The sequence below is a fragment of the Paenarthrobacter sp. 10L420 genome (assembly GCF_056395385.1).
Genome location: NZ_JBFTJK010000011.1, coordinates 39,321 through 63,869, shown reverse-complemented (window position 1 = coordinate 63,869; position 24,549 = coordinate 39,321). Strand labels below are relative to the sequence as shown.

The following is a 24,549-nucleotide window of genomic DNA, read 5'->3' as shown; positions in this document are numbered from 1 at the left end:
ATGCGGAATTCTCAAGGAATTCCGAAGACATACCTATCAAGGAGGTGGGACATCCGATATTGTATGTTGCGAGTCACTCATTCTGCGGTGGGCATTAAGCTCGCCTCAATATTAACACCGCACTCCTTCGCATCCGAGGTTCATAGGCCTCTGCGGGAGGAGTGCATCGGCAAGGAGAGCCCATGACAACTTCCGGTGTCGTTCCGCAAGCGCGGTTCAGTGCACAGGCCCGGCTGCGTGCGTTGCAGTCGGACATTATGGAGCTCATCCTCGAGCGTGAGCTCGAGGCAGGTGACCCGCTGCCCACGGAGAGCGAACTTTCGGTCGCGCTCGGTGTAGGGCGCAACACCTTGCGCGAGTCCCTGAAAGTGCTGCAGGCCCTGGGTGTGATCGAGATCCGCCATGGCTTCGGGATGTTCGTGGCGCCCAGCAATTTCGATGCCTTGGCTGATGGCCTGACATTCCGGGGCCGGCTTTCCCTCCGGCACCAGGGACTCGAAGCCTTGCAGCTGGTGGACGTGCGGCAGGCCTTGGAGTCTGGGCTGATTGCCTCCTCCATCGATGTGATGACCAAGGAGCAGTTGGCGTCCATCGAGGAATCGGTGAAGCAAATGGAGGAACTCGCTGCCGCCGGCGAGAACTTCGTGGCCGCCGACGCCGAGTTCCATCGCCGCCTATTCGAACCCCTTAACAACGAGCTTCTGATCAACCTGATGGGGGTCTTCTGGAAGGTATACCGGAAGATCCACGTAGAGATCGGCGCCGGTATCGAGGACCTGGCCAAGACTGCCGCCATTCATCGGAACATCTATGCCGCCGTTGCGGCGGGAGACAAGGTGCTCGCGGCCGAGCTTCTCAACCGTCACTTCGATGGGATCCGCCGCCGCATCAGCGAGGCTGTGGGCGAGTAAGCGTCCGCACTTACGGCAAGGGCCGCCGTCGTACTTTTTCGGAACGTACGACGGCGGCCCTGTCCGTTTCTGCGCGCGGCTCACCCAACTGACTGGCATTAGTGGTTGTTATGAGCGCTCAAAACAACCACTAATGCCAGTTACTTGGGTCAGCCGGGCAAAACAAGAGACCCGCACCGGCGAACCGGTGCGGGTCTCTATCTGTGCGCCCAAAGGGATTCGAACCCCTGACCTTCTGTTCCGTAGACAGACGCTCTATCCAGCTGAGCTATGGGCGCATTTCGTGTGATTCTCGGCGGTCTGTTTCTCTGACCCCCTCGAACCTCAATAAACTTTACAGAAGTTCATGTGAAGTTCCAAATCGAAAAGCTGTAATCTAGACAACTAGACCGGTCTATGTGACCTTCCTCACTTAAATCGCGCTTCTGTGAAACTGGAACCTTGAATTCTAGGGGTTTTTCGTTTCGTCCCCACTGGACATCTGACGTCTGACAGGGGATTGGTCTGGTCCGGGACCCCTATCGTTTAGGACACACCACTGAACCCGAGGAAGGGAACCGCAATGGGCGATCTGGCGCGACTGCCGCTGCTTGAGAAGGCACCTACTACGCATGCACGCCTGCTGGCCTGGGTTGAGGAAGTAGCCGAGCTGACTCAGCCGGACCGCATCCACTGGGTTGATGGCAGCGAAGCAGAGAACAAGAAGCTGACCGACGAACTCGTCGAGGCCGGCACCCTGAAGAGGCTGAACCCGGAAACGTTCCCGAATTCCTTCGCGGCGTTCTCTGACCCGGCCGACGTTGCCCGTGTAGAGGAGCAGACCTTCATCTGCTCCGAGAACGAGCGCGACGCAGGCTTTACCAACAACTGGATGGCCCCGGCGGAGATGAAGCAGAAGCTGCGCGGCCTGTTCGCCGGCTCCATGCGCGGCCGCACCATGTACGTCATTCCGTTCGTCATGGGCCATCTGGATGCAGAGGACCCGAAGTTCGGCGTTGAGATCACTGACTCCGCCTACGTTGTAGCTTCCATGCGCATCATGGCCCGCATTGGCACGGACGTCCTGGACCGTATCACGCAAACAGATGCATTCTTTGTTCCGGCCCTCCACTCGCTGGGCGCTCCGCTGGAAGCCGGCCAGGCCGACGTCGCGTGGCCGTGCAACACGGACAAGTGGATCGTCCATTTCCCCGAAGAGCGCTCCATCTGGTCTTTCGGTTCCGGCTACGGCGGAAACGCCCTGCTGGGCAAGAAGTGCTACGCACTGCGTATCGCCTCCGTGATGGCCCGCGACGAAGGCTGGCTGGCCGAGCACATGCTCATCCTCAAGCTGACCTCGCCGGAGCAGAAGACTTACTACGTCTCCGCTGCCTTCCCGTCTGCTTGCGGCAAGACCAACCTCGCCCTGCTGGATCCCACCATCAAGGGTTGGAAGGTGGAGACCCTCGGTGACGACATCACCTGGATGCGTTTCGGCAAGGAAGGCGAGCTCCGCGCCGTCAACCCTGAGGCCGGCTTGTTCGGCGTCGCGCCAGGCACCGGTTGGGGCACCAACCCCAACGCCATGCGTGCCATTGCCAAGGGCAACAGCATCTTCACCAATGTTGCGCTGACCGATGACGGCGGCGTGTGGTGGGAAGGTATGACCGAGGAAACTCCGGCGCACCTGACCGACTGGCGCGGCGAGTCCTGGACTCCGGACTCCGACGCCCCGGCCGCACACCCCAACTCCCGCTTCTGCACGCCGATCGACCAGATCGACATGTTGGCCGAAGAGTACTTCAGCCCGGACGGCGTGGAGTTGTCCGCGATCCTGTTCGGCGGCCGCCGCAAGACCACCATTCCCCTGGTCACTGAGGCCCGCAACTGGTCCAACGGCATCTTCATGGGTTCCACGCTGTCCTCGGAGACCACCGCTGCTGCAGCTGGCGCCGTCGGTGTTGTCCGCCGCGATCCCATGGCAATGCTGCCGTTCATCGGCTACGACGCAGGTGACTACCTGAACCACTGGGTAAACCTGTCCGCCAAGGCAAACCCGGAGCGTCTGCCCAAGATCTTCCTGGTCAACTGGTTCCGTCGCACGGCTGAAGGCGGCTTCGCCTGGCCTGGCTTCGGAGACAACGCGCGTGTGCTCAAGTGGGCCATCGAACGCCTCGAAGGCAAGGCTGACGCCGTTGAAACCCCGATCGGTTTCGTACCGACCGGTGAATCCATCGACCTCGAGGGCCTGGACATGACCCCGGCTGAGGTTGAGTCGGCTGTTCGTGTCGACCCCGAGGAATGGGCAACCGAACTGGCGTCCATCGAGGAATGGTTCGCCAACTTCGGCGAGTCGCTCCCGGCGGCACTTCAGTCCGAGCTGGACGGTCTGAAGACCCGTCTGGGCTAGACCTCTTAGGAACAACGGCGTTCTTAAGTGAACGACGACGGCCCGTCACCTTTTGGATGAAAGGTGGCGGGCCGCCGTCGTGCTTCTGGCGCTTTTACAGTGTTTGCGGCTCTGCCTTAGTTCGCGAGCCACACGTCGGGGCCGAAAACTTCGTAGTGGATCCGGGTGGCCGGAATCCCGGCCTCGATTGCTTCGTCACGAATTTTCTTCATGAAGGGCAACGGCCCGCAGAGGTACAGGGAAGCGTCTGCCGGCACGTCGACTTCCCTCAGGGACATGAAGCCTGCCTTGGCGCGGTGCTCTTCGTTGCTGGGCTGCGGCGACTCGAGCCAGAGCTGCAGTTCGGCGTCAATGCTTGCGGCGTCTGCAGTCATTTGGCCGCTCAAGGCCCAACTGTCCATGGAGCGTTCGGCGTGCAGGACAAGAACCTGGCGATCGGTGCCAGCCTCAGCCAGAGAACGCAGGATCGAGGCCGTCGGCGTGCACCCGATGCCCGCTGATGCGAGCACAACCGGCCCCTCGCCGTCCTTGAGGGTGATCTCGCCGTAGGGGTTGGAGATTTCGAGTACATCGCCAGGCTCGACGGCGGTATGCAGGGCGGTGGACACCTCACCACCGTCGTTTAGCTTGGTGGTGAAGATCCGGCTGGTGCCGGCGTCGCCTGACAATGAATACTGCCGCACTTGGCGCAAGCCGTCAGGGAGGGCAACCTTGACGCTCACATACTGGCCGGCCAGGGCCGGTGTTACCGGAGTGTCGTCGGCAGGTTCCAAGGTGAATGTCATGGCGTCCTTGCCAGCCGGTACCTTGGAAACCACGCGCCAGGGCATCCACATTTTATTGTTTGACTGGGAGGCATAGAGGTCCTTTTCGAGCTTGATCAGGGCGTCTGCCATAAGCCAGTAAACCTCGGTCCATGCCTCGGCGATTTCCGGTGTAATGACGTCTGACAGGTCGGCCGCGATTGCTGCGAAGAGGTGCTCGTAGACCACTCCGTACTGCTCTTCGGCGATGCCCAGTGAGGCGTGCTTGTGGGCGATCCGGGCCAGGACCTTTTCCGGGAGGGTGCCCGGGTTGTTCACCAGATGGGTGGCGAAGGCGGCGATGCTCCCGGCGAGTGCCTGTTGCTGATCACCCGAGCGCTGGTTGGAGCGGCTGAAGAGTCCATCGAGCAACTCGGGGTGCGCTGCAAAGAGACGCGTGTAGAAATCGGCGGTGATGTCACCAATACGCGAGCCCACCAGCGGAAGAGTGGCTTCAATAATGGGGCGGGATTTTTCCGAGAGCATGGTTCTCCTGAGGTAGGGGCCCGGCTGGGTCATTCGGACCGTCACAATACAAGCATTTCGAATGCCTATATTTACATCTCAATTTCTACTCCTTGTAGAAAAGATGTGCAAATCGAAGCGCAGGCCTGCTCGGACGACCGGTCAGGGCAGGGTTGCGGGGGACCTGAATTCGGGCCGGAGGCCAATTGTTTGGAAGACCGGATTCATCTGCCGGGCATGAGGGAGGGATGAGATGACGACGGTGTCCAGCTCGCGATAGAACGCTTCGCGGGCCCGACTCATTGCGTGACGGAGACCGCACTCTGTGATGAGGGGGCAGTCATGGGTGGGGGACTGGCATTCCGCCGGATCCTGCCGGCTGTCCAAGTGGCGAAGGAGTTGGCCAACGGTCGCTTGTCTCCCCGCTTCATTAAGGCGCGAGCCACCCAGGCGGCCTCGTTCCACATCAATCAATCCAAGGCTCCGCAATCGGACCATGGCCTTGCTGACGTGGTTGTACGGAGTTCCCACGGCGTCGGCCACAGCCTGGGTTGTCAGCAAGGTGCCCTCAGGGGCGGACGCCAACACCATAACGGCGCGGAGGCTGACATCTGCGAACGCGTTGATTTTCATGGGATCAGCCTACGTAGTCAGGTCTAGTCCACCCAGAGCGAGGGCTCGTGGGTGTCAGGCTCAAGGGCGCCGAAGTCGAACCCTTCAGCGGTGTGGACGTAGGGGATGACGGCTGCCATGACCCCACCATCCCGGTGCTCGGCAGTGCCGTGGATGCCATCCGAGCCGTGCTCGGGCAGCGCGACATCACTTGCGATGGCCACGGCCCGGTAATCGTTCCGTCCCTGGCGAAGTAATTCCTCGACGTCCGTCAACATTGCCCCCGCGTCAATGTGACCGTCTTCGTCCGGCTCTCCTGGAGAAACCATGACAATCCGCACCTCACCCTCATGTGAAAGCGTGATGCCAAAGGGGAGAAAGCCGCCGTTCTGCAGTATGTGCTCCTGGGCAGTTCCCAGTGCAGTACCCAGAATCTCCCGGAGTTCACGCTCCTGGACGGTCCCGGTGGAATCGGCGTCGTCGATGGGCTGCTCGCTCATGTTTGCCGGTCCCTATGCCCGGACCAGAGTCAGGACGCGGTCGCGGATTTTTTCCATGGTGGGCAGGTCTTTGGCTTCGGCGTTCAAGCGGAGGAAGGGCTCGGTGTTGGAGGGGCGCAGGTTGAACCACCAGCTGCCGTCCTTGGCACTGAAGGTGCTGCCGTCCATGTGGTCGATCTCGACGTCATCGTTCTGGAAATCAAGGCGGACCCGCTCGATCGCGCCTGCTTTGTCGTCGATCTCGGAGTTGATTTCACCGGAGGAAACGTAGGGCTCGTACTGACGCCCGAGTTCGGAGAGGGGACCGTCCTGCTCGCCCAGGGCTGCCAGGACATGCATGGCGGCGAGCATTCCGGTGTCCGCGTTCCAGAAATCCCGGAAGTAGAAGTGAGCAGAGTGCTCCCCGCCGAACACGGCACCTTCTTCGGCCATGACGGCTTTGATGAAGGAGTGCCCGACGCGCGTCCGGACCGCCCGGCCGCCGTCCTTGGCCACGAGTTCGGGAACGGCCTTGGAGGTGAGCAAGTTGTGGATGATCACCGGGGCCTGTTCCCCGGAAGCCTGGGCGCGGGCGATCTCCCTGCGCGCGACCATGCCGGTGATTGCCGACGGCGAGACGGGCTCGCCCTTTTCATCGATCACGAAGCAGCGGTCAGCGTCGCCGTCGAAGGCAAGGCCGATGTCGGCGCCGTGCTTGATCACGGCCGCCTGGAGGTCGCGGAGGTTTTCCGGTTCCAGCGGGTTGGCCGGGTGATTCGGGAACGAGCCGTCCAGTTCGAAATAGAGCGGGATGATCTCGAACGGCAGGGCCGGGAGGAGTTTGTTACCGAGCACCGCCGGGGTGGTCAGCCCGGCCATACCGTTGCCCGCGTCCACGACGATCTTCAACGGACGGGAACCGGAAAGGTCCACGAGCTGGCGCAGGTATTCGGAGTAGTCCTTCAGCACGTCCCGAACACCGATCTGCCCGCGCGTAGCCGCGGCGGGGATGCTGCCTTCGTTCAGGTACTGCTCGGCGAGGGCCTGGATTTCCTTCAGGCCGCTCTCGGAGGAAATCGGTTGAGCCCCGGCCTTGGCCATTTTGATGCCGTTGTACTCGGCGGGGTTGTGGCTGGCGGTGAATGTGGCACCGGCTGCGTTCAGGGCACCGCAGGCATAGTAGAGCTCGTCGGTGGAGATCAGGTCCAGCAACTGGACGTTGGCGCCGCGCCTGGCAGCACCGTTCGCGAAGGCCTGGCTGAACTCCGGCGAGGACGGGCGCATGTCTCCGCCAACAAGGACAGTTTCACCCTCAAGGCCCAGAACGTCGATGAAGGCAGCACCGACTGCCTCGACGATTTCAGCCGTGATGGATTCCCCCACGATGCCCCGGACGTCGTACGCCTTGAAGGAAGCCGAGAGGTCGAAGTTCTTGTTCTGCTCGCTAGTCACGGGCTCAATCCTACTGTGGCAGCGCAATTGAGCATGAACCGGGGAAGCTGCTATGTGGAAAGCCAGTCCGGTGACGGGCAGTTTTCCACATAGCCGCGACCACCGGTTCTGGCTGTCAGGGGCTGCTGGAATACTGGATCCATGGCCAACAACTCCCCAAATGCTGCTGTTTCCGTGGAATCCCCTACCCGCCAGAAGGCTTTGGCTTGTCTTCGTGAGCTTGTGGGGCATCCGGAAGCAGACTTCCATGACGGCCAGTTCGAGGCCATAGAGGCATTGGTGGACGCCGGGCGCCGTGCGTTGGTGGTTCAACGCACGGGTTGGGGAAAATCCGCCGTCTACTTCGTCTCCTCATTGTTGCTGCGCCAACGGGGCGCGGGTCCCACGCTGATCGTGTCTCCTCTTCTCGCGCTGATGCGGGACCAAGTGGCAGCGGCCGCACGGGCGGGAGTCCGGGCAGTGGCCATCAACTCGGCCAACGCGCTTGAGTGGGATACTGTCCTGGCCCAGTTGGCAGCTGACCAGGTAGACGTTCTCCTGGTGTCGCCCGAGCGCCTCACCAATCCCTCGTTCAGGGAGAACCAGTTGCCCGAGCTGATCCGGAGGACCGGATTGCTCGTTATTGATGAGGCCCACTGCATCTCCGATTGGGGCCACGACTTCAGACCCGATTACCGGCGCATCGCGGATCTCATTGCCCAACTGCCCGAGTCGGTTCCAGTCCTGGCCACCACGGCTACCGCCAACTCCCGTGTGGTTCACGATATTGAGGAACAACTCGGAGACGGAGTGTTGACCATCCGGGGTGCACTGGGCCGCGAGTCACTGCGGCTCGGCGTTCTCAACTTGTCCGACTCCCGTGATCGCCTGGGCTGGCTGCTGACGCACCTGGCGGACCTCCCTGGCAGCGGAATCATTTACACGCTGACCGTCTCAGCCGCAGAGGACACTGCCCGGCTTCTTTCCGAGGCTGGACACAATGTCTTGTCCTACACCGGCCGCACGGATCCTGCCGATCGGGAGCGGGCAGAGCAACTCCTCAAGGACAACCAGGTCAAGGCGCTTGTGGCCACCTCGGCATTAGGGATGGGATTCGACAAACCCGACCTTGGGTTCGTGATTCACCTCGGAGCGCCGTCCTCGCCGGTTGCCTATTACCAACAGGTTGGCCGAGCTGGCCGAGGCGCCGCCAACGCCGACGTCCTGTTGCTTCCAGGCTCCGAGGACCGCGAAATATGGCAGTATTTTGCCACCGCATCCATGCCCTCAGCAGAAAAGGCCGACGCCGTCTTGAGGGTGCTTGGTGAGGCGAATTCGGCCATGTCCACGGTGGCGCTGGAAGCCCGCGTGGACCTTCGGCGCACGCCTCTGGAACTCCTCCTCAAGGTCCTGGCCGTTGACGGGGCAGTTGAACGCGTGGGTGGCGGTTGGCGGGCGACCGGACGGTCATGGAGCTACGATGCAGAGCGATACGCGCGTATTGCGGAAGCGCGGGTGGATGAGCAGGATTCCATGGTGATTTACCAGGACACCGCAGGTTGTCGCATGGAATACATCACCTCGGTGCTCGACGACGAGACCGCCGCCCCTTGCGGCCGTTGTGACAACTGTGCTGGACGCTGGTTCCCAGTGGACATCGCAGCTGCCGCGGTTGATGCAGCAGGCCAGACGCTTCGTCGAGCCGGGATCGCCGTGGAACCGCGGCTCCAGTGGCCCAGCGGGATGGACAGGCTGGGTGTGGGAGTCAAAGGCAAGATCAAGCCGGACGAAAGCATTTCCGAAGGCCGTGTCCTGGCAAGGCTGACAGACCTGGGTTGGGGTGGTGCGCTCCGCGAGCTCTTTGCCGCCGGAGCACCCGATAGGGCCGTGGACCCCGCTATGCTGCAGGCCTGCGTTCAGGTGCTGCGCGAATGGTCGGGGGCCGACGGTGGAACTGCCTGGAGCGGGGTGGGGCGCCCGGCAGCCGTTGTCAGCATTCCCTCAAGGAGCAAGCCACAACTTGTGGACTCCCTGGCGCAGGGAATCGCGGGCATAGGGCGGATGCCATACCTGGGTCAACTGCAGCCAGAGCACGGTGGTCCCACAGGATCACGTGGCGGCAACAGCGCTTACAGGCTCGCGGGAGTATGGGACCGTTTGGCCGTCGGCCCGGAACTGGCACAGGCCCTGGCAGGCATTGGTGACCAGCCAGTGCTCTTGGTGGATGACCTCATCGACAGCCGCTGGACAGTGACCGTTGCGGCGAGGGCGCTCAGGCGGTCCGGAGTAGGTGCCGTGCTACCGCTCGCCCTGGCCCAGGCGGGGTAGCGCGCACTCGGCGTAGGGCGCTGGCGGGAAACGCTCAACTGGGAAACGTTTAACGGGGGTAGTGCTTCAAGGGCGGTTGTGCGCTGAAAAGCGTCATGTTGTGAACGCTCCCACGGTGTCTCTATAGGATCGAGCAAACACGAGGATCGAGCAAACACGCCCGCCTGCTGCTGCGGGCCACCAGACAAGACTTGGACCGGAGCCATGAGCACAAACCCGAGCAACACCGACGTCGAAGCGGCCAATGAAACAAGTTGGCGCCCGCGCCTGGCACTGCTGGTCGCGGCAACGTTCTTCATGGAGTTTCTCGACGGAACTATCCTCACCACGGCCATCCCCAGCATTGCGGCCGATTTCCGGGTGGCGCCTGCTGATATCAACATCACGATGACCGCCTATTTAGTGACGGTGGCTATGGGGATCCCGTTGAGCAGTTGGCTTGCCGAGCGGTTCGGCGCCCGCAGGATATTCTGCCTGGCGATATCGGTGTTCACTATTGCCTCCCTTTTCTGCGCAGTAAGCACCGACTTGACCATGCTGACGTTGAGTCGGGTGGCGCAGGGCGTGGGCGGCGCCATGATGGTTCCTGTGGGCACTCTGGTCGTTTTGCGGGGCACGCCCAAATCCGAGCTTCTCCGCGCCACCGCCTATTTGGTATGGCCAGGCCTCCTTGCCCCCGTTTTGGCTCCCATGGTTGGCGGCGCGCTCACCACTTTCCTGTCATGGCACTGGATCTTCATCATTAACGTGCCCCTCGGCCTGGCTGCCTTCATTGCGGCACTGAGGTTGGTTCCGCGGACTCAATTTGATGCCAACCGCCGACTTGACTGGTTTGGCCTGTTGCTGACTACCTTGGGCGTGGGTTCCCTTGTGGTGGGACTGGAGACGCTGGGTGGACACGCATCCAATGTGCTGGCTGGTGTGGTGGTGACTGCCGGCGTGGTGTCCCTGGCTGGCGCCGTCTGGTGGATGAGCAAAGCAAGGGTTCCGCTGTTCAACCTCAGCGTATTTGGCACCAGGACTTTCAGGGCGACATCCACGGGCGGATTCATTTACCGGCTCACCATCAGCTCGGTTCCGTTCCTGCTGCCTCTCATGTTTCAGGATGGATTTGGCTGGGATCCCTTGAAGGCCGGGGTTATGGTCGCCGCAGTCTTCGTGGGCAACATCGGGATCAAGCCGGCCACCACACCCCTGATAAGGCGCTTCGGGTTTAAGCCGGTGCTCGTCTTTGCATCGTTCGCGTCAGCCGTGACGTTTGCCTTGTGTGCGTTCCTTAATGCCCAAACACCCGAGCCCCTGATTTTCGCTCTGTTGCTGCTCAGCGGTGCCTTCCGATCCATCGGATTCTCCGCTTACGCGTCCGTGCAGTATGCCGATATCGTCCCGGGGCAGCTGCCCTCGGCAAACGCTATCTCCGCCACGCTCGTACAGTTGGCGGCTGCGGCAGGTATCGCCGTGGGGGCCTTGTTCCTGAGGCTGTTCGAGACAACGGATGTGCTCGGGGCGGACCACGTGGCGGCCTACAAGGGGGCCTTCATAGCCATGGCTGTCCTCATGCTGGTCAGCACAGTGGACAGCCTGACCCTGCACCGGCACGCTGGCGCGGAAGTCAGCCACGGAGCCAAGCGGGGGTGACGTGGCGCAGCTACCCCCTGGAGTTAGTCCGCGAGGGTAGCAACCGCAGCGTCCACAGAATTGACAACGGAAAGTCGGTCCCCGTTCCCCGCCACAACGAGATCACTGCCAAGAAATTCATCGAGCAAATTGGAGAATGACATGAAGCTCAGCGCTCCGGCGGCCGGTGGGCAATCGAGGTACCCGAAATTCAGGGCCTCTACACGCAGGCAAAGCGCCTGGAACAGGTGGAAACGATGGTCAAAGACGCGGCAGCGCTGATGACGGGTCGTCCAGAAACAGACTTCGTCGTGGAAGTCATCCCCGAAGTCGACAAGTCGACGTTGGAAGCAGTGGAGGCTGCCAACGAATACAGCCAGATCCTCAAAGGCTCGTAGCTGGCCGGATTGGGCAGCGGTTCGACGCCGTGCATGGCGTCGTGTGAGGAATGTTGCATTGCCGTAACACGCGTTTTCAACTACTGTCAGGATCTAACGAGACGAGGTGCACGATGAGCGATATCAGCGATTGGGATGATGATCACAAGCACTCGCACACATCCTCATGCGACCACCAGGGCGCTCGCTCTCTGGACGTTGGCCCGGCGCGGGAAACCCCTGAGCAGTATGCGGAGAGAGTCGATACCATTACCAACGACCCTCACCGCATCGAGAAGCGCAAGCACATAGCTGCAGCTCTCACCGTACCGCGTCGCCGCTAGACCTTTGCTTGAACTAGTCGAAGCCGAGCATAAGCATCGTCAGTTCCTACACCTATTCTGGTGCGGTCCCATACCTTTTCGTGAAGCGAAACAGCGCCGAACACCGCATCCAGAGCAGTACGCGATCGAAGTCCAATCCATCGTTCGCAACCTTCGCCCCCGTGCGAAGTATCCGGAGAGAATGCACATCTGCTACCTGGATGAGTATGAACTCGTGAAATCCGTCGCCTGGGCCAGGTTCGTAGGGTCTACGGATGGACACCATCGTGCATCGTTCTACGTACTCGCCACACACCTGCTGTTCACTCGGCAGGGCGCCGGACAACAGACGTCCACGCACGTGATAGGCGATCTTATTGAGCTGGCGCAAGACGCGTCGGACTTCAAGTCTCTGACTGTCACTGCACTCGTTCATCCGGACAATGTCGCATGTAGGACGCTTCTTACACACAATCATTGGGTGCATTCGGACATGGACGTGGACGGGCTGCACGAGGAGTGGGCCCTCGTCGTGAAGGTCCAAGACTAGCCCTGGCGAGCCATTCGTTCACTGGTCCGCCTAAGGGTCACACCGCATACAGGTGTGCATTGGTGGTGGTCGCGTCGATGCTCACCTTGAGGCTGGTTAGATCATTGGGGATCGTGGCGGGGTGCCTGAGCTGGAGCGTGCCACGGGCCGGGATCGTGTGGGTTTTCGTGGACTCGCCCACCATCGATGTCACAGTTGCTCCAGCAGCGCCCGTCACCGTGGCCGTGAGCTCGCGCGTGGATCCGGGTATGTTCTGCCGGTACTGCGGGTACAAGATGGTTGCCGAGTAGGGGTTGCCTGAGGTTGCGGTGAGGATGTCGTCACGGTGACTTGTGGAGCTGTCAGCCACGGCAAGCCCGGACTTCGTCAGGACCATGACGTGGCCGGCGTCGCGCGCTGCATCGAGGTAGTCCATGGTTGCTGTGAAGTCAGCCAGAGACATATACCCGGGGAGCCGATGTTGTTGGAGTGCCACATCATCACGACGCCGACCTTCCAGTCCCGTGATCGGTCAATCAGCGTTTTGGCTGCGGTGAGGGTGTAGGAATCGACGCTGTAGTGGATTTGGCCGTCTCGGAGGACGCCGTCGATGGGTCGGTAGTAGGAATCCATGAAGTACCCGGAGGCGAGTGCGTGATATGCCGAGATGAGTGACCCTGCGTACGTGTCGGTCCAACCGGCGATGGTGTCCGAAGGCATGTACCCGTCGTAGGACATGGCCGAGCCGCCTGGGGGTGCGAAACAGTCGATCGGAATGCGTGGCATTTTTACCCGGAGTGTCTGCAGGGCGCCGATCAGGGTGGTTTCGATGGCTGCGTCGCCTGTTGCATTGAGATGGTTGGAGCCGTGATTCCACACTTCGCCGCCGCTCTCGATGCAGTATTTTTGCATTGTCGTGAACTCGGACGGATCAATCGGTGTCCCACAGATCGACTCTGAGGTTGAGACGCGAGTGAACGGAAGTCCACGCTTTACTAGTTCCGGTAGGACCCTGGTACGAAATTCCACTGGGGCGTCGTCGAAGCGGAGGGCAATAGCACCGTTACCGTTGGTGCCTATCCGGCCACCTTTGCGAGCAGTTAGCCGCTGTTGAAGGATCGAACGACGAATGGGACCGGGATCGTTGGAACCAACGCCGTCGGCTGGCGCCCACGCCTGATCTGCACCGGCGAGGGTGCGGGCTCGTTTGAACTCAATCGGTGCGACGTCGCCATCCTCCATTGAGGTGAACGTTTGAATGCTTCCGTCGCCGACGGGGAACTTCACGAAGATTCCGGGCCGTTCGCGTGGCAGACCTAGCGCGCGGGCGACCACTACATTGGACACGACGTAGACGCCGGGGGCAATCGTGGCGAGGTCGGCGGTCGAGGTGAGTGCGGTGTCGTGCCAGAATATTGAGCTGGGCACCTCTGTCCATGCTGACGTGAGACCGCTGAGTCGGGACTGAAGGAACAGTCTGGTGCCAGACACTTCAATGGACTGGTAGATGCGAGTGAGCGCACCCGAACTACCCACCGACACCGTAGTAAGAGCGCCAGGGCGAGAACTGGGCAGACCTAGCCTCTCGGCGATCCTTCCATTGGTAACCCCATAGACACCAGACTTGAGGGCGTCCATGTCGTCTGTGGCTGCCAGCGTCCGCTGGTAAAACGACGCGCCAGCGAGCAAAGCAGCAAGCGCCGCATTCATTGCCATGGCAAGAGCATTGACATCGCCAGCATCAGGTCCACGTTCGGCTCAATGATTGGCAGGCTGTAGGGCGGCAAAGATGAAGTCACGTTGGTCCTTCCAGGGGCATGACAAAGGCCCCGACTGGTGATCGGAGCCTATCAAGACGTGAGAGTCTCGTGTCAGATAGTCGTGTCGAACTGTTGGTGTGTCTGTGGCAGAGGCTCAAGAGCCTGCCGCTCTTGGTCTGTCAGCCCGTATGGAACTGCCTTGTTGTACCGCTCAAGTGGTGTGAGTGGTCCGTGTGGGTGCCACGCCCGTGGTACCGCTTGATTATGGGAGGTTTCGCGGAGCAGGGGGTCTTAAACGCAAAAGGTCCCGGTTCGAAAACCGGGACCAATTCGCGGAGACGGGGGGATTTGAACCCCCGGTGGAGTTGTGCCCCACACTTCATTAGCAGTGAAGCCCATTCGGCCGCTCTGGCACGTCTCCATTTGCTATTGCTAGCCCACCAAGGATACGCAGAACGTGCCGTCCAGTGCAAAACCGCCTTCGATAAGCTGCCCATTTCGATGCCTCGCTGCCGGACATGCCGTTCGCACGGCATAGCGTGCAGCGAGCCATCGAAATGGAACGTCAGTTGCTCCCGGCCAGCACACGCCAGAGGAAGTGGTTGCTTCGCGCTTGGAGTGCGGCGGCCTGCCTGTTGTCCGAGGCGCCCGCATGCCCGCCCTCGAGTGCCTCGTGGAACCAGACATTCGGGATACCCATTGCCTGCATCCGCGCTGCCATCTTTCGGGCTTGGACGGGGCCTACCCGATCATCCGAGGTCGCAGTCCAAATGAAGGTTTCGGGGTACTCGACGCCGTCATGAAGCAGGTGATATGGCGAGAAGGTGCGGATGAACTCCCACTGCTCGGGCACGTCGGGGTCTCCATATTCCGCGATCCATGAATATCCTGCGGAGAGTTTGGTGTAGCGGCGCATGTCCAGCAATGGCACGCCGCAGGACACCGCACCGAACAATTCGGGGTACTGGGTCAGCATGTTGCCCACCAACAGCCCGCCATTTGAGCCGCCCACGCAACCGAGTCGACGGCGGCTGGTCACGCCGCGGGAGATCAGGTCCTGTGCCACGGCGGCAAAGTCTTCGTAGGCGCGGTGCCGCCTTTCCTGCAGCGCGGCCCGGTGCCATGAGGGTCCGTATTCGCCGCCGCCACGGATGTTCGCCACAACATATACGCCGCCGCGTGTGTGCGAGCCGGGACCGTCAGCCAAGGCAGCAGCGGAAGTGCGGCGCTCCAGCCAAGCCCTGCCAATGGTGCCACTGTAGGCGGGGGTGCGTGAAACTTCGAAGCCGCCATAGCCGGAAAGCTGCGTAGGATTCTGTCCATCGAGGACCAGGTTCTTGGATGCCACCTGGAAGTAGGGGACTTTGGTCCCATCCGCCGAGACCGCGAAATGTTGTTGGACCTCATAGTCACCATCGTTGAAGAACGACGGGGAACGCTTTACCACCGCATGCTGGCTCGCCACGCCTGCAGTCGGGTTGCCGGATGAAGCCACGCCGGATGAAGGAACCTCGCCAGCGCTGAGGGTGCCGCGGGTGAGGGTAGTGGGCGTAGTGAAACCCGTGGCGACCAACCAGTAGTCATTTCCCGCCCCGAAATCGTCTTCGTCGTCCACGGCATACGCATTGACGTCGTGAAGCGGCGGGCACGCGTCCAGTACGGTGGCGACCCAGCCGGCGTCGGAATCCACACGGGAAGGGTCCAGCACCCTGATTTCGGAAGAGACGTCGCGCAGGAGGTTGAGCAGCAGATAGTCCTTGGTCCAACTCCATGACTGCAGCGACGTGTGATCATCGGGGGTAAACAGCACCACAAATTGCCGCGATCCCGACAAGTAGCCCTCGAAGTCAGCGGCCAGCAAGGAACCGGCCGGGTAGGTTATGCCGGAAACGTCCCAGTCCTTCTGTGGGCGGAACATCAGCCAGTCGCGGTGCGCGCTGATGTTCACGTCGGTGGGCACATCGATTGCGACCCATGAGTCGTCGCGCAACAGCCACGTTTTGCGGTTATAGAAGTCGATGTAATCTACGGCGAAGGTCCGTTCGAAGCCCGGGGTTGAGTCGTGGGCCACGATGGCCAGCATGTGGTCTTCGGGGATGTCGAAGATCCGCTCGGCCTGCGCAAGGGACTGGCCGCGACGCAGCTTCACGCCGGTTCGGGCGTACGAGGAGGTGGTTGCAGGCAACCCCTCTGCCGTACTGGAGACCAGAAGCGTGTCCGCATCCAGCCAACTCACGTTGCCTTTTGCCGTGGGCAGATCGAATCCGCCAGCGGCAGGGTCAACAAAGGTGCGGGATTCGACGTCGAACTCGCGGTGGCGGTTGGCGTCGCCGCCGTCGGGAGACAGCGATACCATCGCGAAGCGGTACGTGTCCGCGTCCAAAGGGCGGAGGAACCCGGCTCCATGAAACACCCACTCGACGCCTTCCGCGGCGGCGAGGGCATCGATATCCAGCAGTATGTCCCATTCGGGTGCCTCGGAAACGTAGCTCTCCCAGGTTGTTCGCCGCCAAAGACCCTTGGGGTGCTCCTGGTCCTTCCAGAAGTTGTAGTAGTAATCGCCGCGCTTGTTCACCATGGCAATCCGGTCCGTCGAGTCCAGGACCTCCAGAATGCCGGCTTCAACCGCTGCGTACTCTGCGTCCTCCAGCAAATCCTCGGTTCGCGCGTTTTGTTCGCGGACCCAGGCCAGCTGTTCTTCGCCGTGAATGTCCTCCAACCACACGTTCTCATCCGTGGGCTCGGGCGCAATGGTCGCAGCATGACGAGGCCCGGACTTGGTCTCCGGATCCGTGTCATTGTCAGGAAGGGGCGTCTGATCAGCTTCTGTGGTGGTCATCGCCCCATCCAAGCAACACTTTTCAACTGGAAGCAAGTCACGCAGAAGTTAGGCTTGAGCGTGGCTAAATCGCAAATCAATCGTGTTGCCCTCATTGGGGCCGGCCCCCGGGGCACGAGTGTCCTTGAGCGGTTGCTCGCGAATTGGGCTGCGGGGGCCACGAGCGGGACCGATACACAGTCCCGCACACTGCACATCCACGTTGTGGATCCTTTTCCTGCCGCGTCAGGCCATGTGTGGCAGCCGGAGCAGTCCAGGCTGTACCTGATGAACACGCAGGCGTTCTATCCGACGCTCATCCCTGAAGACCCCAAGCTCGCGCCGCCCCTCGCAGGCGGTTCCTTCGACCAGTGGCGTGCCGCCCGACGTCGTGATGGAGAGGGCCTGGACGATGCCGAAAAGGCGGAGTTGGCCACCCTCGAATCCCACGATTTTCCCAGCCGGGCACTGTATGGGAGGTACCTGCGGCAGACTTTGGCAGAGCTGCTTCAGCGAATACCCGACGGCGTGGAGGTCACCTTCCATGACACGTCGGCCGTAGCGGCACGCCCGGTCCCGGCCAGCTCAGGCATCACAACTGGGCAAGCGTTCGACGTCGAACTCGCCGACGGCTCTACGCTCACCGTCGGCTCCGTGGTCCTCGCGCTGGGGCATATCGAGTCCCGTTTGAATCCCGAGCAGCGTTCGTTCCAACGGGCGGCCGATGAACACGGCCTCCTCTATTTCCCGCCTGCACCGCCGGCCGACGTCGACTGGCAGCGGGTGCCGGATAACGAGCCCGTCCTGGTGCGTGGGATGGGACTGAATTTCTTCGATGTCATGGGCCAGCTGACTGAGGGGCGCGGGGGCAAGTTCGTCGAAGCCGGCGTACCGGGAGCCGGAGTTCTCGAGTACAGGCCGTCGGGCAGGGAACCTAAGATCATCGCAGCGTCCCGGCGCGGAACCCCGTATCGGGCAAAGGCCGGCCTGACCAGGTATTACCCCAGCAGCATCACCATGCGTTACTTGACCGAGGCGGCCGTGGACCGTTTCAGAGCAGCCGGTATCCAGCCCGGATTCGACCATGATCTTTGGCCGCTCCTGCATCGCGACGCCTTGTGGGCTTACTACTCCACTTTGGCCAGGTCGCAGCCTGCCGCTATTCGCGATGCGGCGCAGTTCCTCGCAGACCTCGTGGATGCTTTGCAGCCCCACGCCCACACCACTGCCAAGTGGGAAAGCGACGTCGCCGCCCTGGTGGACAAGCACGTGGTTGCCTCCCGCCGACTCAATGTCCGCGGACTTGCTGCGCCGTTGGCGGGCCGCACGTTCGCCTCCCGCCGAGAGCTGGATCTGGCGGTAACGGCATACCTCGACGACGATGCACGGCGCTCCGCACTGGGCGAAGCGGATCCCGTGAAGATGGCAATTGGCGCCCTGCACACTGGCAGGGCGATCCTGAAGTCGGTTGTGGCTGATGGTGGTATCACGGACGAATCGTGGGTCGCTGAATTGCGAGGATGGTTCGAATCGTTCGTCGAAGGCCTTGCGAGCGGGGCCCCGGCACTGCGTTCGGAGCAGCTGGCTGCTTTGGCGCGTGCCGGCGTCGTTGGTTTCGTTGGGCCCGACCCGAAGTTCAGCGTGGATAGAAGCGCCAAGGTTTTCCGGGCGGTTTCGCCGTGGGTCCACGACAAGCCCGCCGAGGCGCCCACTTTGATTGAAGCGATGTCGCCGGCCAACCGGGTGGGCATGAATATTTCTCCACTCCTGGAACAACTCATGGCCGACGGCCTTGTCCGAACCAAAATCATGATGAGCGCCGAGGGTACGCCGGTGCAGACAACGGGACTGGATGTGGAACCGCACCCGTATCGGCCTGTGGCGTCCAACGGCTCTGTGACCCGGGGGATGTATGTTTTGGGCCTGCAATTGTCGGCCACCCAGTGGGGAACAGCCATTGCCGCAGAGGCGCGTCCAGCGACAGGGAAGGCTTTCGCCAGCGGCCAGCGAACCCTGCGGGATGCGGACGAAATCGCTCGTAGCATTCTGGGCAGCTAGCTGCTTTTGCTGCGCATCTGGTTCGCTATGAGGAGTTCCAAGCGCGGCTCGAGAAGGACGCCAAGCGCGGGGAGGAACCCGAGCTGGCTAAGGAGTAACCGGCACTGCACGGGTCCTGATGGCTGCCTCTGCTCGGGAGGCAGCCAGCAGGAACCGGGCGTTCAGTGGTTTAGCTGGCTGGCGTCATATTCTGGATCACCTTGAAGACGGCACCTGTAGGGTCCGACAACGTGGCCAACCGTCCAAAGGGAGTATCTTCTGCAGCTTCCATAACGGTAGCGCCCAGGGCTGTGGCCTGTTCCACGGTGGCGTCGGTATCGTCAACCGCGAAGTACACGCTCCACATGGATGGAACCTGCTCCGGGAGGAAACCGGCTGCGTCCATAATCCCGGCCTTGGCATCGTCGCCAGCCCCCAGAGTGGTGTAGCGGAACTCCGGGGTATCGCTCATGACCGAAGTATCCCAACCGAAGACGTTTTGGTAGAAGTTGACGGCCGACTCGTAGTCCTTCGCGAGTAGCTCGTGCCATGCCGGGGCACCGGACTCTGCGGCGACCTCATAGCCCTTCATTTCACCGAACTGCCAGGCTCCGATTGAGGCACCTGAAGAGTCGCCATACATGGCCATGCTGCCCTGTTCGGGAACATCCATGGGCTCGAGGTAGACCTGGCCACCGTTGGCGGCAGCGGCCTCGGTGGTGGCTTTGATGTCGTCCGTGCGCAAGTACGTTGACCACACATCCGGCATGGCACCCATGTCTTCCTGCTTCTGCATGATGCCCGCAACCATGCGCCCATCTTTGGAAGCTGTGATGTAGCCCCCGTACTTCTCCTGATCGCCCGTCTGGTAAGTCCAGCCAAAGAGTGCGCTGTAGAAGGACTTGGCTTTTTCCGTATCAGATGTCATCAGATCAATCCAGCACGGTGCGCCGGTGGTGATGTCAGGCGTAGGCATAAGTGAGGCTCCTGTGTTTGCTCCGCGGCGAAAGCCACGGCTGTTTGTCGGCGGTTGTGAGGACAAGCAGAACACTATGCGGGGGCTATGACAGTTTCAATGATTTTCTGGGTGTCAGTTCTCAGATCCGGATGAGAGTCCAACATCTGGCCCCGGTTTTACGCCGAAAATGCCCCGGGTTCGTGAACCCGGGGCATCTGCTGGCGGAAGGTAAGGGATTTGAACCCTTGGTACGGGGTTACCGCACACTGGTTTTCAAGACCAGCTCCTTAGGCCGCTCGGACAACCTTCCCTGCCTAGTAGTGTTTCATAGGGAGTTGGCTGTTCCAAAACATCACGTGCTCCAGTCCCTGCCCCGGGCCTGGATGTACAAGCAAGAAACCGGGAGTTCGTCATGAAAGCCGTCTTTATTTCCGAACCAGGCGGACCCGAAGTCCTCGAAGTCCGTGACGTACCGGCACCGGTGCCGGGCGAGGGCGAAGTACTGATCGACGTCGTAGCTGCTGGCCTCAACCGTGCCGACGTCCAGCAGCGCCGCGGCTTCTACCCACCGCCGCCAGGGGCCTCGGAAATTCCCGGGCTGGAGGTCTCCGGCCGCATCGCGGCTTTCGGCCCAGGAGTCACCAAAGCATTCTCAGTGGGGGACAAAGTAGTGGCGCTGTTGTCGGGCGGGGGATATGCCCAGCAGGTCGCCGTGCCCGCAGAGCAAGTACTGCGACTACCCGACGGCGTAGACCTGGTCACCGCTGCGGCACTGCCCGAGGTGGCGGCAACCGTGTACTCGAACCTCGTCATGACGGCCCAGCTACAACCCGGGGAGACTGTCCTCATCCACGGCGCCACCGGCGGCATCGGCACCATGGCCATCCAGCTCGCCAAGGCGTACGGGGCAAAGGTAGCCACCACCGCCGGCTCTGACGAAAAAGTTGGCACAGCAAAGGCCTTCCTCGGTGCCGACATCGCCATCAATTACAACGAGGAAGACTTCCCAGAAAGCCTCAAGGCTCAAAACGGAGGCAAAGGCGCGGACGTGATCCTCGACGTCGTGGGCGCCAAGTACCTGCAACAGAACATCGAAGCGCTCGCCGACTACGGCCGGCTGATCGTCATCGGCCTGCAGGGCGGAACCAAAGCCGAGATAAATCTGGGCCAACTACTCAGCAAGCGCGCCGCCGTGATCGGCACGGCCCTTCGACCCCGCCCGGTGGCCGAAAAGGGCATCATCATGTCCGCCGTACGGGAGTCCGTGTGGCCGATGCTCGCTGATGGCCGCATCAAGCCCCTGGTGGCCAAATCATTTCCGCTGGATCGGGTCCGCGAGGCACATGAATACTTTGATTCCGGAGAGCACGTAGGAAAGGTCCTCCTGCTCCTCTAACAGTCACAGCAGCCCCTTCCACGCAGGACGTCCGCCAACCACCCCCCAGTAGCGAGGAGCCTCATGTCCATCCGGCACAGTCTGCTTGCCCTGCTTCAGGACCAGCCCCGGTATGGCTATGAGCTGCGCGTCGAGTTCGAGGACCGCACGGGTGCCGCCTGGCCGCTGAACATCGGTCAGGTGTACACCACGCTGGACCGGCTTGAGCGCGACGGCCTCGTCAGCAACGACGGCGACGACGGCGGCGGCCACGTCGTTTACAGCATCACGGACGCCGGGGTGGAGGAGGTCGCGGCTTGGTTTGAGGGAGCGGTGGACCGAGACAACCCGCCGCGGAATGAAATTGCGATCAAGCTGGCGCTCGCCGTGACACTGCCGGGCGTGGACGCCTCGGCTGTCATCCAGTCCCAACGCGAAGTTTCCGTTCGCGCCCTGCAAGAACATACGCAGACGCGGAAGGCCGTCTCAGCCAACCAACGCTCCTCAGACACCGCATGGCTCCTGGTGCTCGATTCCCTCATCTTTCAAGCCGAGGCGGAAGTGCGCTGGCTGGATCTTTGTGAGGCGCGCATGGTCCAGTCGCAGGGCAACAGAGGGCTCAGTTAGTACGCCCACCGCAGGGGTACTACCGCTTATCGCAGGACCATGGGCGTTCCGGTGTCACCTGCACGTTCTGTATGTCCTCTTTGTTAGCGTGCCCTGACTGTTCAGCGCACCCGCGGCCACCACCGCAGCAGTTCTCAAGGAGGAGACACGGGCATGACCCCTGACCATACAGAACCTGACCAAACGGAACTTGACCGAGCAGAACTCGATCGAACAGAAGTTGATCGAACAGAAGAAGAGAAGGGCGCCGATCGTACGCTGCCCCCAACCGCCGTGGACGAGTCTGTTCTGGAGGCCGATGACCGAAGGTGGACTCCGGCGAGGATCGCAATCTGGGCGGCGATTTCCCTGCTGGGGGCCGTGGCCTGGTTCATGCTGGCATTGGTCCGCGGCGAGACCGTCAACGCCATCTGGTTTGTTTTCGCAGCCGTGTGCACCTACCTGATCGGCTACCGCTTCTACTCGAAGGTCATTGAGCAGTACCTCCTCAAGCCCAATGACCGCCGCGCCACTCCGGCCGAATACAAGGCCGACGGCAAGGACTACGTCCGTACTGACCGCAACGTCTTGTTTGGTCACCACTTTGCCGCCATTGCAGGCGCGGGACCGTTGGTGGGTCCGATCATTGCAGCACAGATGGGCTATCTCCCCGGCACTATCTGGATCATCATCGGCGTCGTTCTTGCCGGTGCGGTGCAGGACTACCTGGTCATGTTCTTCTCCATGCGCCGTGGTGGCCGTTCGCTGGGCCAGATGGCCCGCGAGGAACTCGGTGTCATTGGTGGCACTGCGGCGCTCGTGGCAACGCTGCTCATCATGATCATCATCGTGGCCATTCTTGCCTTGGTGGTGGTCAACGCCCTGGGTGAAAGCCCGTGGGGCGTGTTCTCGGTGGGCATGACAATTCCCATTGCACTCTTCATGGGCGTCTACCTGCGTTATCTTCGTCCGGGCAAGGTCATGGAAGTCTCCATCATTGGCTTCGTTCTCCTGATGGCAGCCATTATTGGTGGCGGTGCCGTGGCTGGCACCGAATGGGGCGCGGCCTTCTTCCACCTGGACAAGGTCACCATCGCCTGGGGCCTCATCGTCTACGGTTTCATCGCGGCCATCCTGCCTGTGTGGTTGCTCCTTGCGCCGCGTGACTACTTGTCTACGTTCATGAAAATCGGCGTGATCGTGATGCTCGCTGTCGCCATCATCGTGGTTCGCCCGGAAATCAGCGTCCCGGCGTTCAGTGAGTTCGCTGGCCGTGAGAACGGCCCGGTCTTCTCCGGGGCGCTCTTCCCGTTCCTCTTCGTCACCATCGCCTGTGGTGCCTTGTCCGGTTTCCATGCACTCATCTCGTCGGGAACCACTCCCAAACTGATCGAGAAGGAACGTCAGACCCGCTTCATCGGCTACGGCGGCATGTTGATGGAGTCTTTCGTGGCCATCATGGCGCTGGTAGCTGCCATTTCGATCGATCGCGGCATCTATTTCGCCATGAACGCGCCACTGGCACTTACCGGTGGCACGGTTGAATCGGCTGCCCAGTGGGTGAACAGCCTTGGCCTGGCCAACGTCAACATCACTCCTGACCTTCTGGCGCAGACTGCCAAGGACGTGGGAGAGGAGAGCATCATTTCGCGCTCGGGTGGAGCCCCTACCTTGGCGGTCGGCCTGGCCCACATCATGCAGCAGTTCATTGGCGGCCCAGCAATGATGGCTTTCTGGTATCACTTCGCCATCATGTTCGAGGCACTCTTCATTCTGACGGCCGTTGACGCCGGAACCCGCGTGGCGCGCTTCATGCTGCAGGACTCCATCGGCAACTTCGTGCCAAAGTTCAAGGAGCCCGCCTGGCGCCCGGGCGCTTGGCTGTGCACGGCCATCATGGTGGGAGCCTGGGGCGCGGTACTGTTGCTGGGCGTGACGGATCCACTGGGCGGCATCAATACGTTCTTCCCCTTGTTCGGCATCGCAAACCAGCTCCTGGCCGCAATTGCCCTGGCGGTGTGCATGGCCATCGCGGCCAAGCGCGGGGCCTTCCGTTACCTGTGGATCGTGGCGGTCCCCTTGGCCTTCACAGCCGTTGTCACCATCACGGCCAGCTTTCACAAGATCTTCTCGCCGGTTCCGGCTGTGGGCTACTTCGCCAACAACCAGGCATTTGCGAAAGCCCTGGCAGATGGCAAAACGCAGTTCGGGACGGCAAAGACAGTCGCAGCCATGGAAGCGGTGGTCCGCAACACTGCGATTCAAGGCGTGCTTTCGGTCATCTTTGTCGCTTTGAGCATCGTTGTGATCATCACTGCAGTGGTGGCGACAGTCAGGGCTTTCCGTGCCGGTGGCGGGAAGGACCACGAGGATCCGGCCTTGCCGTCCAAGGTCTTTGCCCCTGCCGGGCTGTTCCCGACCTCCGCAGAGAAGGATTTGCTGGCCGAATGGAATGCCTTGCCGGCCGCGCAGCGGACACAAAAGGCCGGGCATCACCAGTGATTTCCATAGCAAAGGGGTTACGGGGCTTAGCAGCGTACATGAGCTCACTCATGGGCGCTGACGCTTACCGGAAGTACCTTGAGCACTTCACGTCCACGGGCCACTCCGGTCCTGCCATGACCGAACGCGAGTTCTGGCGGGACCGGATGGACCGGCAGGACAGCAATCCCCAGGGCCGCTGCTGCTGAAGTTTCGCTACGAACGAAGTCCAAAATCCGGTCCTGGACCC

At 61.4% G+C, this 24,549-nt stretch carries 20 protein-coding genes and 3 tRNA genes; 12 read left to right on the top strand and 11 right to left on the bottom strand.

Going from position 1 to position 24,549, the window contains the following annotated elements:
• Positions 1-182 precede the first annotated feature (182 nt).
• Positions 183-911 (top strand): FadR/GntR family transcriptional regulator, encoded by a 729-nt coding sequence (locus tag AC1DD5_RS16140; RefSeq protein ID WP_442017356.1) that lies wholly within the window; start codon positions 183-185, stop codon positions 909-911.
• A 204-nt stretch (positions 912-1,115) separates the two neighbouring features.
• Here the strand turns inward: AC1DD5_RS16140 and AC1DD5_RS16135 are convergent.
• Positions 1,116-1,189: transfer RNA gene (locus AC1DD5_RS16135), tRNA-Arg, on the bottom strand.
• Between the two features lie 284 nt (positions 1,190-1,473).
• Here AC1DD5_RS16135 and AC1DD5_RS16130 point away from each other — a divergent pair.
• Positions 1,474-3,300 carry a phosphoenolpyruvate carboxykinase (GTP) gene (locus tag AC1DD5_RS16130; protein WP_477519196.1) on the top strand — a complete coding sequence of 609 codons (1,827 nt, stop codon included), beginning with the start codon at positions 1,474-1,476 and terminating at the stop codon, positions 3,298-3,300.
• A gap of 116 nt (positions 3,301-3,416) precedes the next feature.
• Here the strand turns inward: AC1DD5_RS16130 and AC1DD5_RS16125 are convergent, their stop codons facing one another.
• The 4 genes from AC1DD5_RS16125 to AC1DD5_RS16110 all read right to left on the bottom strand — a co-directional run bounded on the left by AC1DD5_RS16125 (position 3,417) and on the right by AC1DD5_RS16110 (position 7,111).
• On the bottom strand, positions 3,417-4,589 hold the full coding sequence (locus tag AC1DD5_RS16125; RefSeq protein ID WP_477519195.1) for a globin domain-containing protein: 1,173 nt from the start codon (positions 4,587-4,589) through the stop codon (positions 3,417-3,419).
• A 141-nt stretch (positions 4,590-4,730) separates the two neighbouring features.
• Entirely contained in the window at positions 4,731-5,201 is a 471-nt protein-coding gene (locus tag AC1DD5_RS16120; protein ID WP_442004736.1) for an RrF2 family transcriptional regulator, read from the bottom strand.
• 23 nt (positions 5,202-5,224) lie between these two features.
• Positions 5,225-5,680: a hypothetical protein gene (locus tag AC1DD5_RS16115; RefSeq protein WP_442004737.1), complete on the bottom strand. Its 456-nt coding sequence runs from the start codon at positions 5,678-5,680 to the stop codon at positions 5,225-5,227.
• A gap of 12 nt (positions 5,681-5,692) precedes the next feature.
• Positions 5,693-7,111 (bottom strand): phosphomannomutase/phosphoglucomutase, encoded by a 1,419-nt coding sequence (locus AC1DD5_RS16110; RefSeq protein ID WP_442004738.1) that lies wholly within the window; start codon positions 7,109-7,111, stop codon positions 5,693-5,695.
• 141 nt (positions 7,112-7,252) lie between these two features.
• On the opposite strand from AC1DD5_RS16110, the gene AC1DD5_RS16105 reads away from it, so the two are divergent.
• The 5 genes from AC1DD5_RS16105 (at position 7,253) to AC1DD5_RS16085 (ending at position 12,285) form a co-directional block, all read left to right on the top strand.
• Entirely contained in the window at positions 7,253-9,418 is a 2,166-nt protein-coding gene (locus tag AC1DD5_RS16105; protein WP_442004739.1) for a RecQ family ATP-dependent DNA helicase, read from the top strand.
• A 204-nt stretch (positions 9,419-9,622) separates the two neighbouring features.
• On the top strand, positions 9,623-11,056 hold the full coding sequence (locus AC1DD5_RS16100; protein ID WP_442004740.1) for an MFS transporter: 1,434 nt from the start codon (positions 9,623-9,625) through the stop codon (positions 11,054-11,056).
• Positions 11,057-11,292: 236 nt separating this feature from the next.
• A complete protein-coding gene (locus AC1DD5_RS16095; RefSeq protein ID WP_442004741.1) occupies positions 11,293-11,433 on the top strand; it encodes a hypothetical protein in 141 nt (46 codons plus the stop codon).
• Positions 11,434-11,546: 113 nt separating this feature from the next.
• Positions 11,547-11,756: a hypothetical protein gene (locus AC1DD5_RS16090; protein ID WP_477522114.1), complete on the top strand. Its 210-nt coding sequence runs from the start codon at positions 11,547-11,549 to the stop codon at positions 11,754-11,756.
• A 214-nt stretch (positions 11,757-11,970) separates the two neighbouring features.
• On the top strand, positions 11,971-12,285 hold the full coding sequence (locus tag AC1DD5_RS16085; protein WP_477522113.1) for a hypothetical protein: 315 nt from the start codon (positions 11,971-11,973) through the stop codon (positions 12,283-12,285).
• A 37-nt stretch (positions 12,286-12,322) separates the two neighbouring features.
• Here AC1DD5_RS16085 and AC1DD5_RS16080 read toward each other — a convergent pair whose 3' ends face one another.
• The 4 genes from AC1DD5_RS16080 to AC1DD5_RS16065 all read right to left on the bottom strand — a co-directional run bounded on the left by AC1DD5_RS16080 (position 12,323) and on the right by AC1DD5_RS16065 (position 16,863).
• Positions 12,323-12,700, bottom strand: coding sequence for a hypothetical protein (locus tag AC1DD5_RS16080; RefSeq protein WP_477519194.1), 378 nt, complete (start codon positions 12,698-12,700; stop codon positions 12,323-12,325).
• Positions 12,652-13,980: a polysaccharide deacetylase family protein gene (locus AC1DD5_RS16075; protein ID WP_477519193.1), complete on the bottom strand. Its 1,329-nt coding sequence runs from the start codon at positions 13,978-13,980 to the stop codon at positions 12,652-12,654. Before AC1DD5_RS16075 ends, AC1DD5_RS16080 begins: the two co-directional genes overlap by 49 nt.
• 377 nt (positions 13,981-14,357) lie before the next feature.
• A tRNA-Ser gene (locus tag AC1DD5_RS16070) sits at positions 14,358-14,445 on the bottom strand.
• A 144-nt stretch (positions 14,446-14,589) separates the two neighbouring features.
• On the bottom strand, positions 14,590-16,863 hold the full coding sequence (locus AC1DD5_RS16065; RefSeq protein ID WP_477522112.1) for a prolyl oligopeptidase family serine peptidase: 2,274 nt from the start codon (positions 16,861-16,863) through the stop codon (positions 14,590-14,592).
• 60 nt (positions 16,864-16,923) lie between these two features.
• On the opposite strand from AC1DD5_RS16065, the gene AC1DD5_RS16060 reads away from it, so the two are divergent.
• Complete coding sequence (locus tag AC1DD5_RS16060; RefSeq protein WP_477522111.1) at positions 16,924-18,900, top strand: FAD/NAD(P)-binding protein; 1,977 nt, start codon at positions 16,924-16,926, stop codon at positions 18,898-18,900.
• Positions 18,901-19,069: 169 nt separating this feature from the next.
• Here AC1DD5_RS16060 and AC1DD5_RS16055 read toward each other — a convergent pair whose 3' ends face one another.
• Both AC1DD5_RS16055 and AC1DD5_RS16050 read right to left on the bottom strand, forming a co-directional pair.
• A complete protein-coding gene (locus AC1DD5_RS16055) occupies positions 19,070-19,855 on the bottom strand; it encodes a VOC family protein (RefSeq protein WP_477514364.1) in 786 nt (261 codons plus the stop codon).
• Positions 19,856-20,056: 201 nt separating this feature from the next.
• A tRNA-Ser gene (locus tag AC1DD5_RS16050) sits at positions 20,057-20,147 on the bottom strand.
• A 102-nt stretch (positions 20,148-20,249) separates the two neighbouring features.
• Here AC1DD5_RS16050 and AC1DD5_RS16045 point away from each other — a divergent pair.
• The 4 genes from AC1DD5_RS16045 (at position 20,250) to AC1DD5_RS16030 (ending at position 24,508) form a co-directional block, all read left to right on the top strand.
• Positions 20,250-21,233 (top strand): NAD(P)H-quinone oxidoreductase, encoded by a 984-nt coding sequence (locus AC1DD5_RS16045; protein ID WP_477514363.1) that lies wholly within the window; start codon positions 20,250-20,252, stop codon positions 21,231-21,233.
• A gap of 63 nt (positions 21,234-21,296) precedes the next feature.
• Positions 21,297-21,839, top strand: coding sequence for a PadR family transcriptional regulator (locus tag AC1DD5_RS16040; RefSeq protein ID WP_477514362.1), 543 nt, complete (start codon positions 21,297-21,299; stop codon positions 21,837-21,839).
• Positions 21,840-21,992: 153 nt separating this feature from the next.
• Entirely contained in the window at positions 21,993-24,320 is a 2,328-nt protein-coding gene (locus AC1DD5_RS16035; protein ID WP_477522110.1) for a carbon starvation CstA family protein, read from the top strand.
• The gene (locus AC1DD5_RS16030; protein WP_477522109.1) at positions 24,266-24,508 is read left to right on the top strand and encodes a YbdD/YjiX family protein; all 243 of its coding nucleotides are present in this window, start codon (positions 24,266-24,268) and stop codon (positions 24,506-24,508) included. Before AC1DD5_RS16035 ends, AC1DD5_RS16030 begins: the two co-directional genes overlap by 55 nt.
• Positions 24,509-24,549: the final 41 nt, after the last annotated feature.

Bases quoted from the DNA above. Each gene is read 5' to 3' on its own strand.
- AC1DD5_RS16140 (WP_442017356.1), top strand. From the start codon at position 183: ATGACAACTTCCGGTGTCGTTCCGCAAGCGCGGTTCAGTGCACAGGCC.
- AC1DD5_RS16130 (WP_477519196.1), top strand. From the start codon at position 1,474: ATGGGCGATCTGGCGCGACTGCCGCTGCTTGAGAAGGCACCTACTACG.
- AC1DD5_RS16125 (WP_477519195.1), bottom strand. From the start codon at position 4,589: ATGCTCTCGGAAAAATCCCGCCCCATTATTGAAGCCACTCTTCCGCTG.
- AC1DD5_RS16120 (WP_442004736.1), bottom strand. From the start codon at position 5,201: ATGAAAATCAACGCGTTCGCAGATGTCAGCCTCCGCGCCGTTATGGTG.
- AC1DD5_RS16115 (WP_442004737.1), bottom strand. From the start codon at position 5,680: ATGAGCGAGCAGCCCATCGACGACGCCGATTCCACCGGGACCGTCCAG.
- AC1DD5_RS16105 (WP_442004739.1), top strand. From the start codon at position 7,253: ATGGCCAACAACTCCCCAAATGCTGCTGTTTCCGTGGAATCCCCTACC.
- AC1DD5_RS16100 (WP_442004740.1), top strand. From the start codon at position 9,623: ATGAGCACAAACCCGAGCAACACCGACGTCGAAGCGGCCAATGAAACA.
- AC1DD5_RS16095 (WP_442004741.1), top strand. From the start codon at position 11,293: ATGGTCAAAGACGCGGCAGCGCTGATGACGGGTCGTCCAGAAACAGAC.
- AC1DD5_RS16090 (WP_477522114.1), top strand. From the start codon at position 11,547: ATGAGCGATATCAGCGATTGGGATGATGATCACAAGCACTCGCACACA.
- AC1DD5_RS16080 (WP_477519194.1), bottom strand. From the start codon at position 12,700: ATGGACTACCTCGATGCAGCGCGCGACGCCGGCCACGTCATGGTCCTG.
- AC1DD5_RS16075 (WP_477519193.1), bottom strand. From the start codon at position 13,980: ATGGCAATGAATGCGGCGCTTGCTGCTTTGCTCGCTGGCGCGTCGTTT.
- AC1DD5_RS16065 (WP_477522112.1), bottom strand. From the start codon at position 16,863: ATGACCACCACAGAAGCTGATCAGACGCCCCTTCCTGACAATGACACG.
- AC1DD5_RS16055 (WP_477514364.1), bottom strand. From the start codon at position 19,855: ATGCCTACGCCTGACATCACCACCGGCGCACCGTGCTGGATTGATCTG.
- AC1DD5_RS16045 (WP_477514363.1), top strand. From the start codon at position 20,250: ATGAAAGCCGTCTTTATTTCCGAACCAGGCGGACCCGAAGTCCTCGAA.
- AC1DD5_RS16040 (WP_477514362.1), top strand. From the start codon at position 21,297: ATGTCCATCCGGCACAGTCTGCTTGCCCTGCTTCAGGACCAGCCCCGG.
- AC1DD5_RS16035 (WP_477522110.1), top strand. From the start codon at position 21,993: ATGACCCCTGACCATACAGAACCTGACCAAACGGAACTTGACCGAGCA.
- AC1DD5_RS16030 (WP_477522109.1), top strand. From the start codon at position 24,266: ATGGAATGCCTTGCCGGCCGCGCAGCGGACACAAAAGGCCGGGCATCA.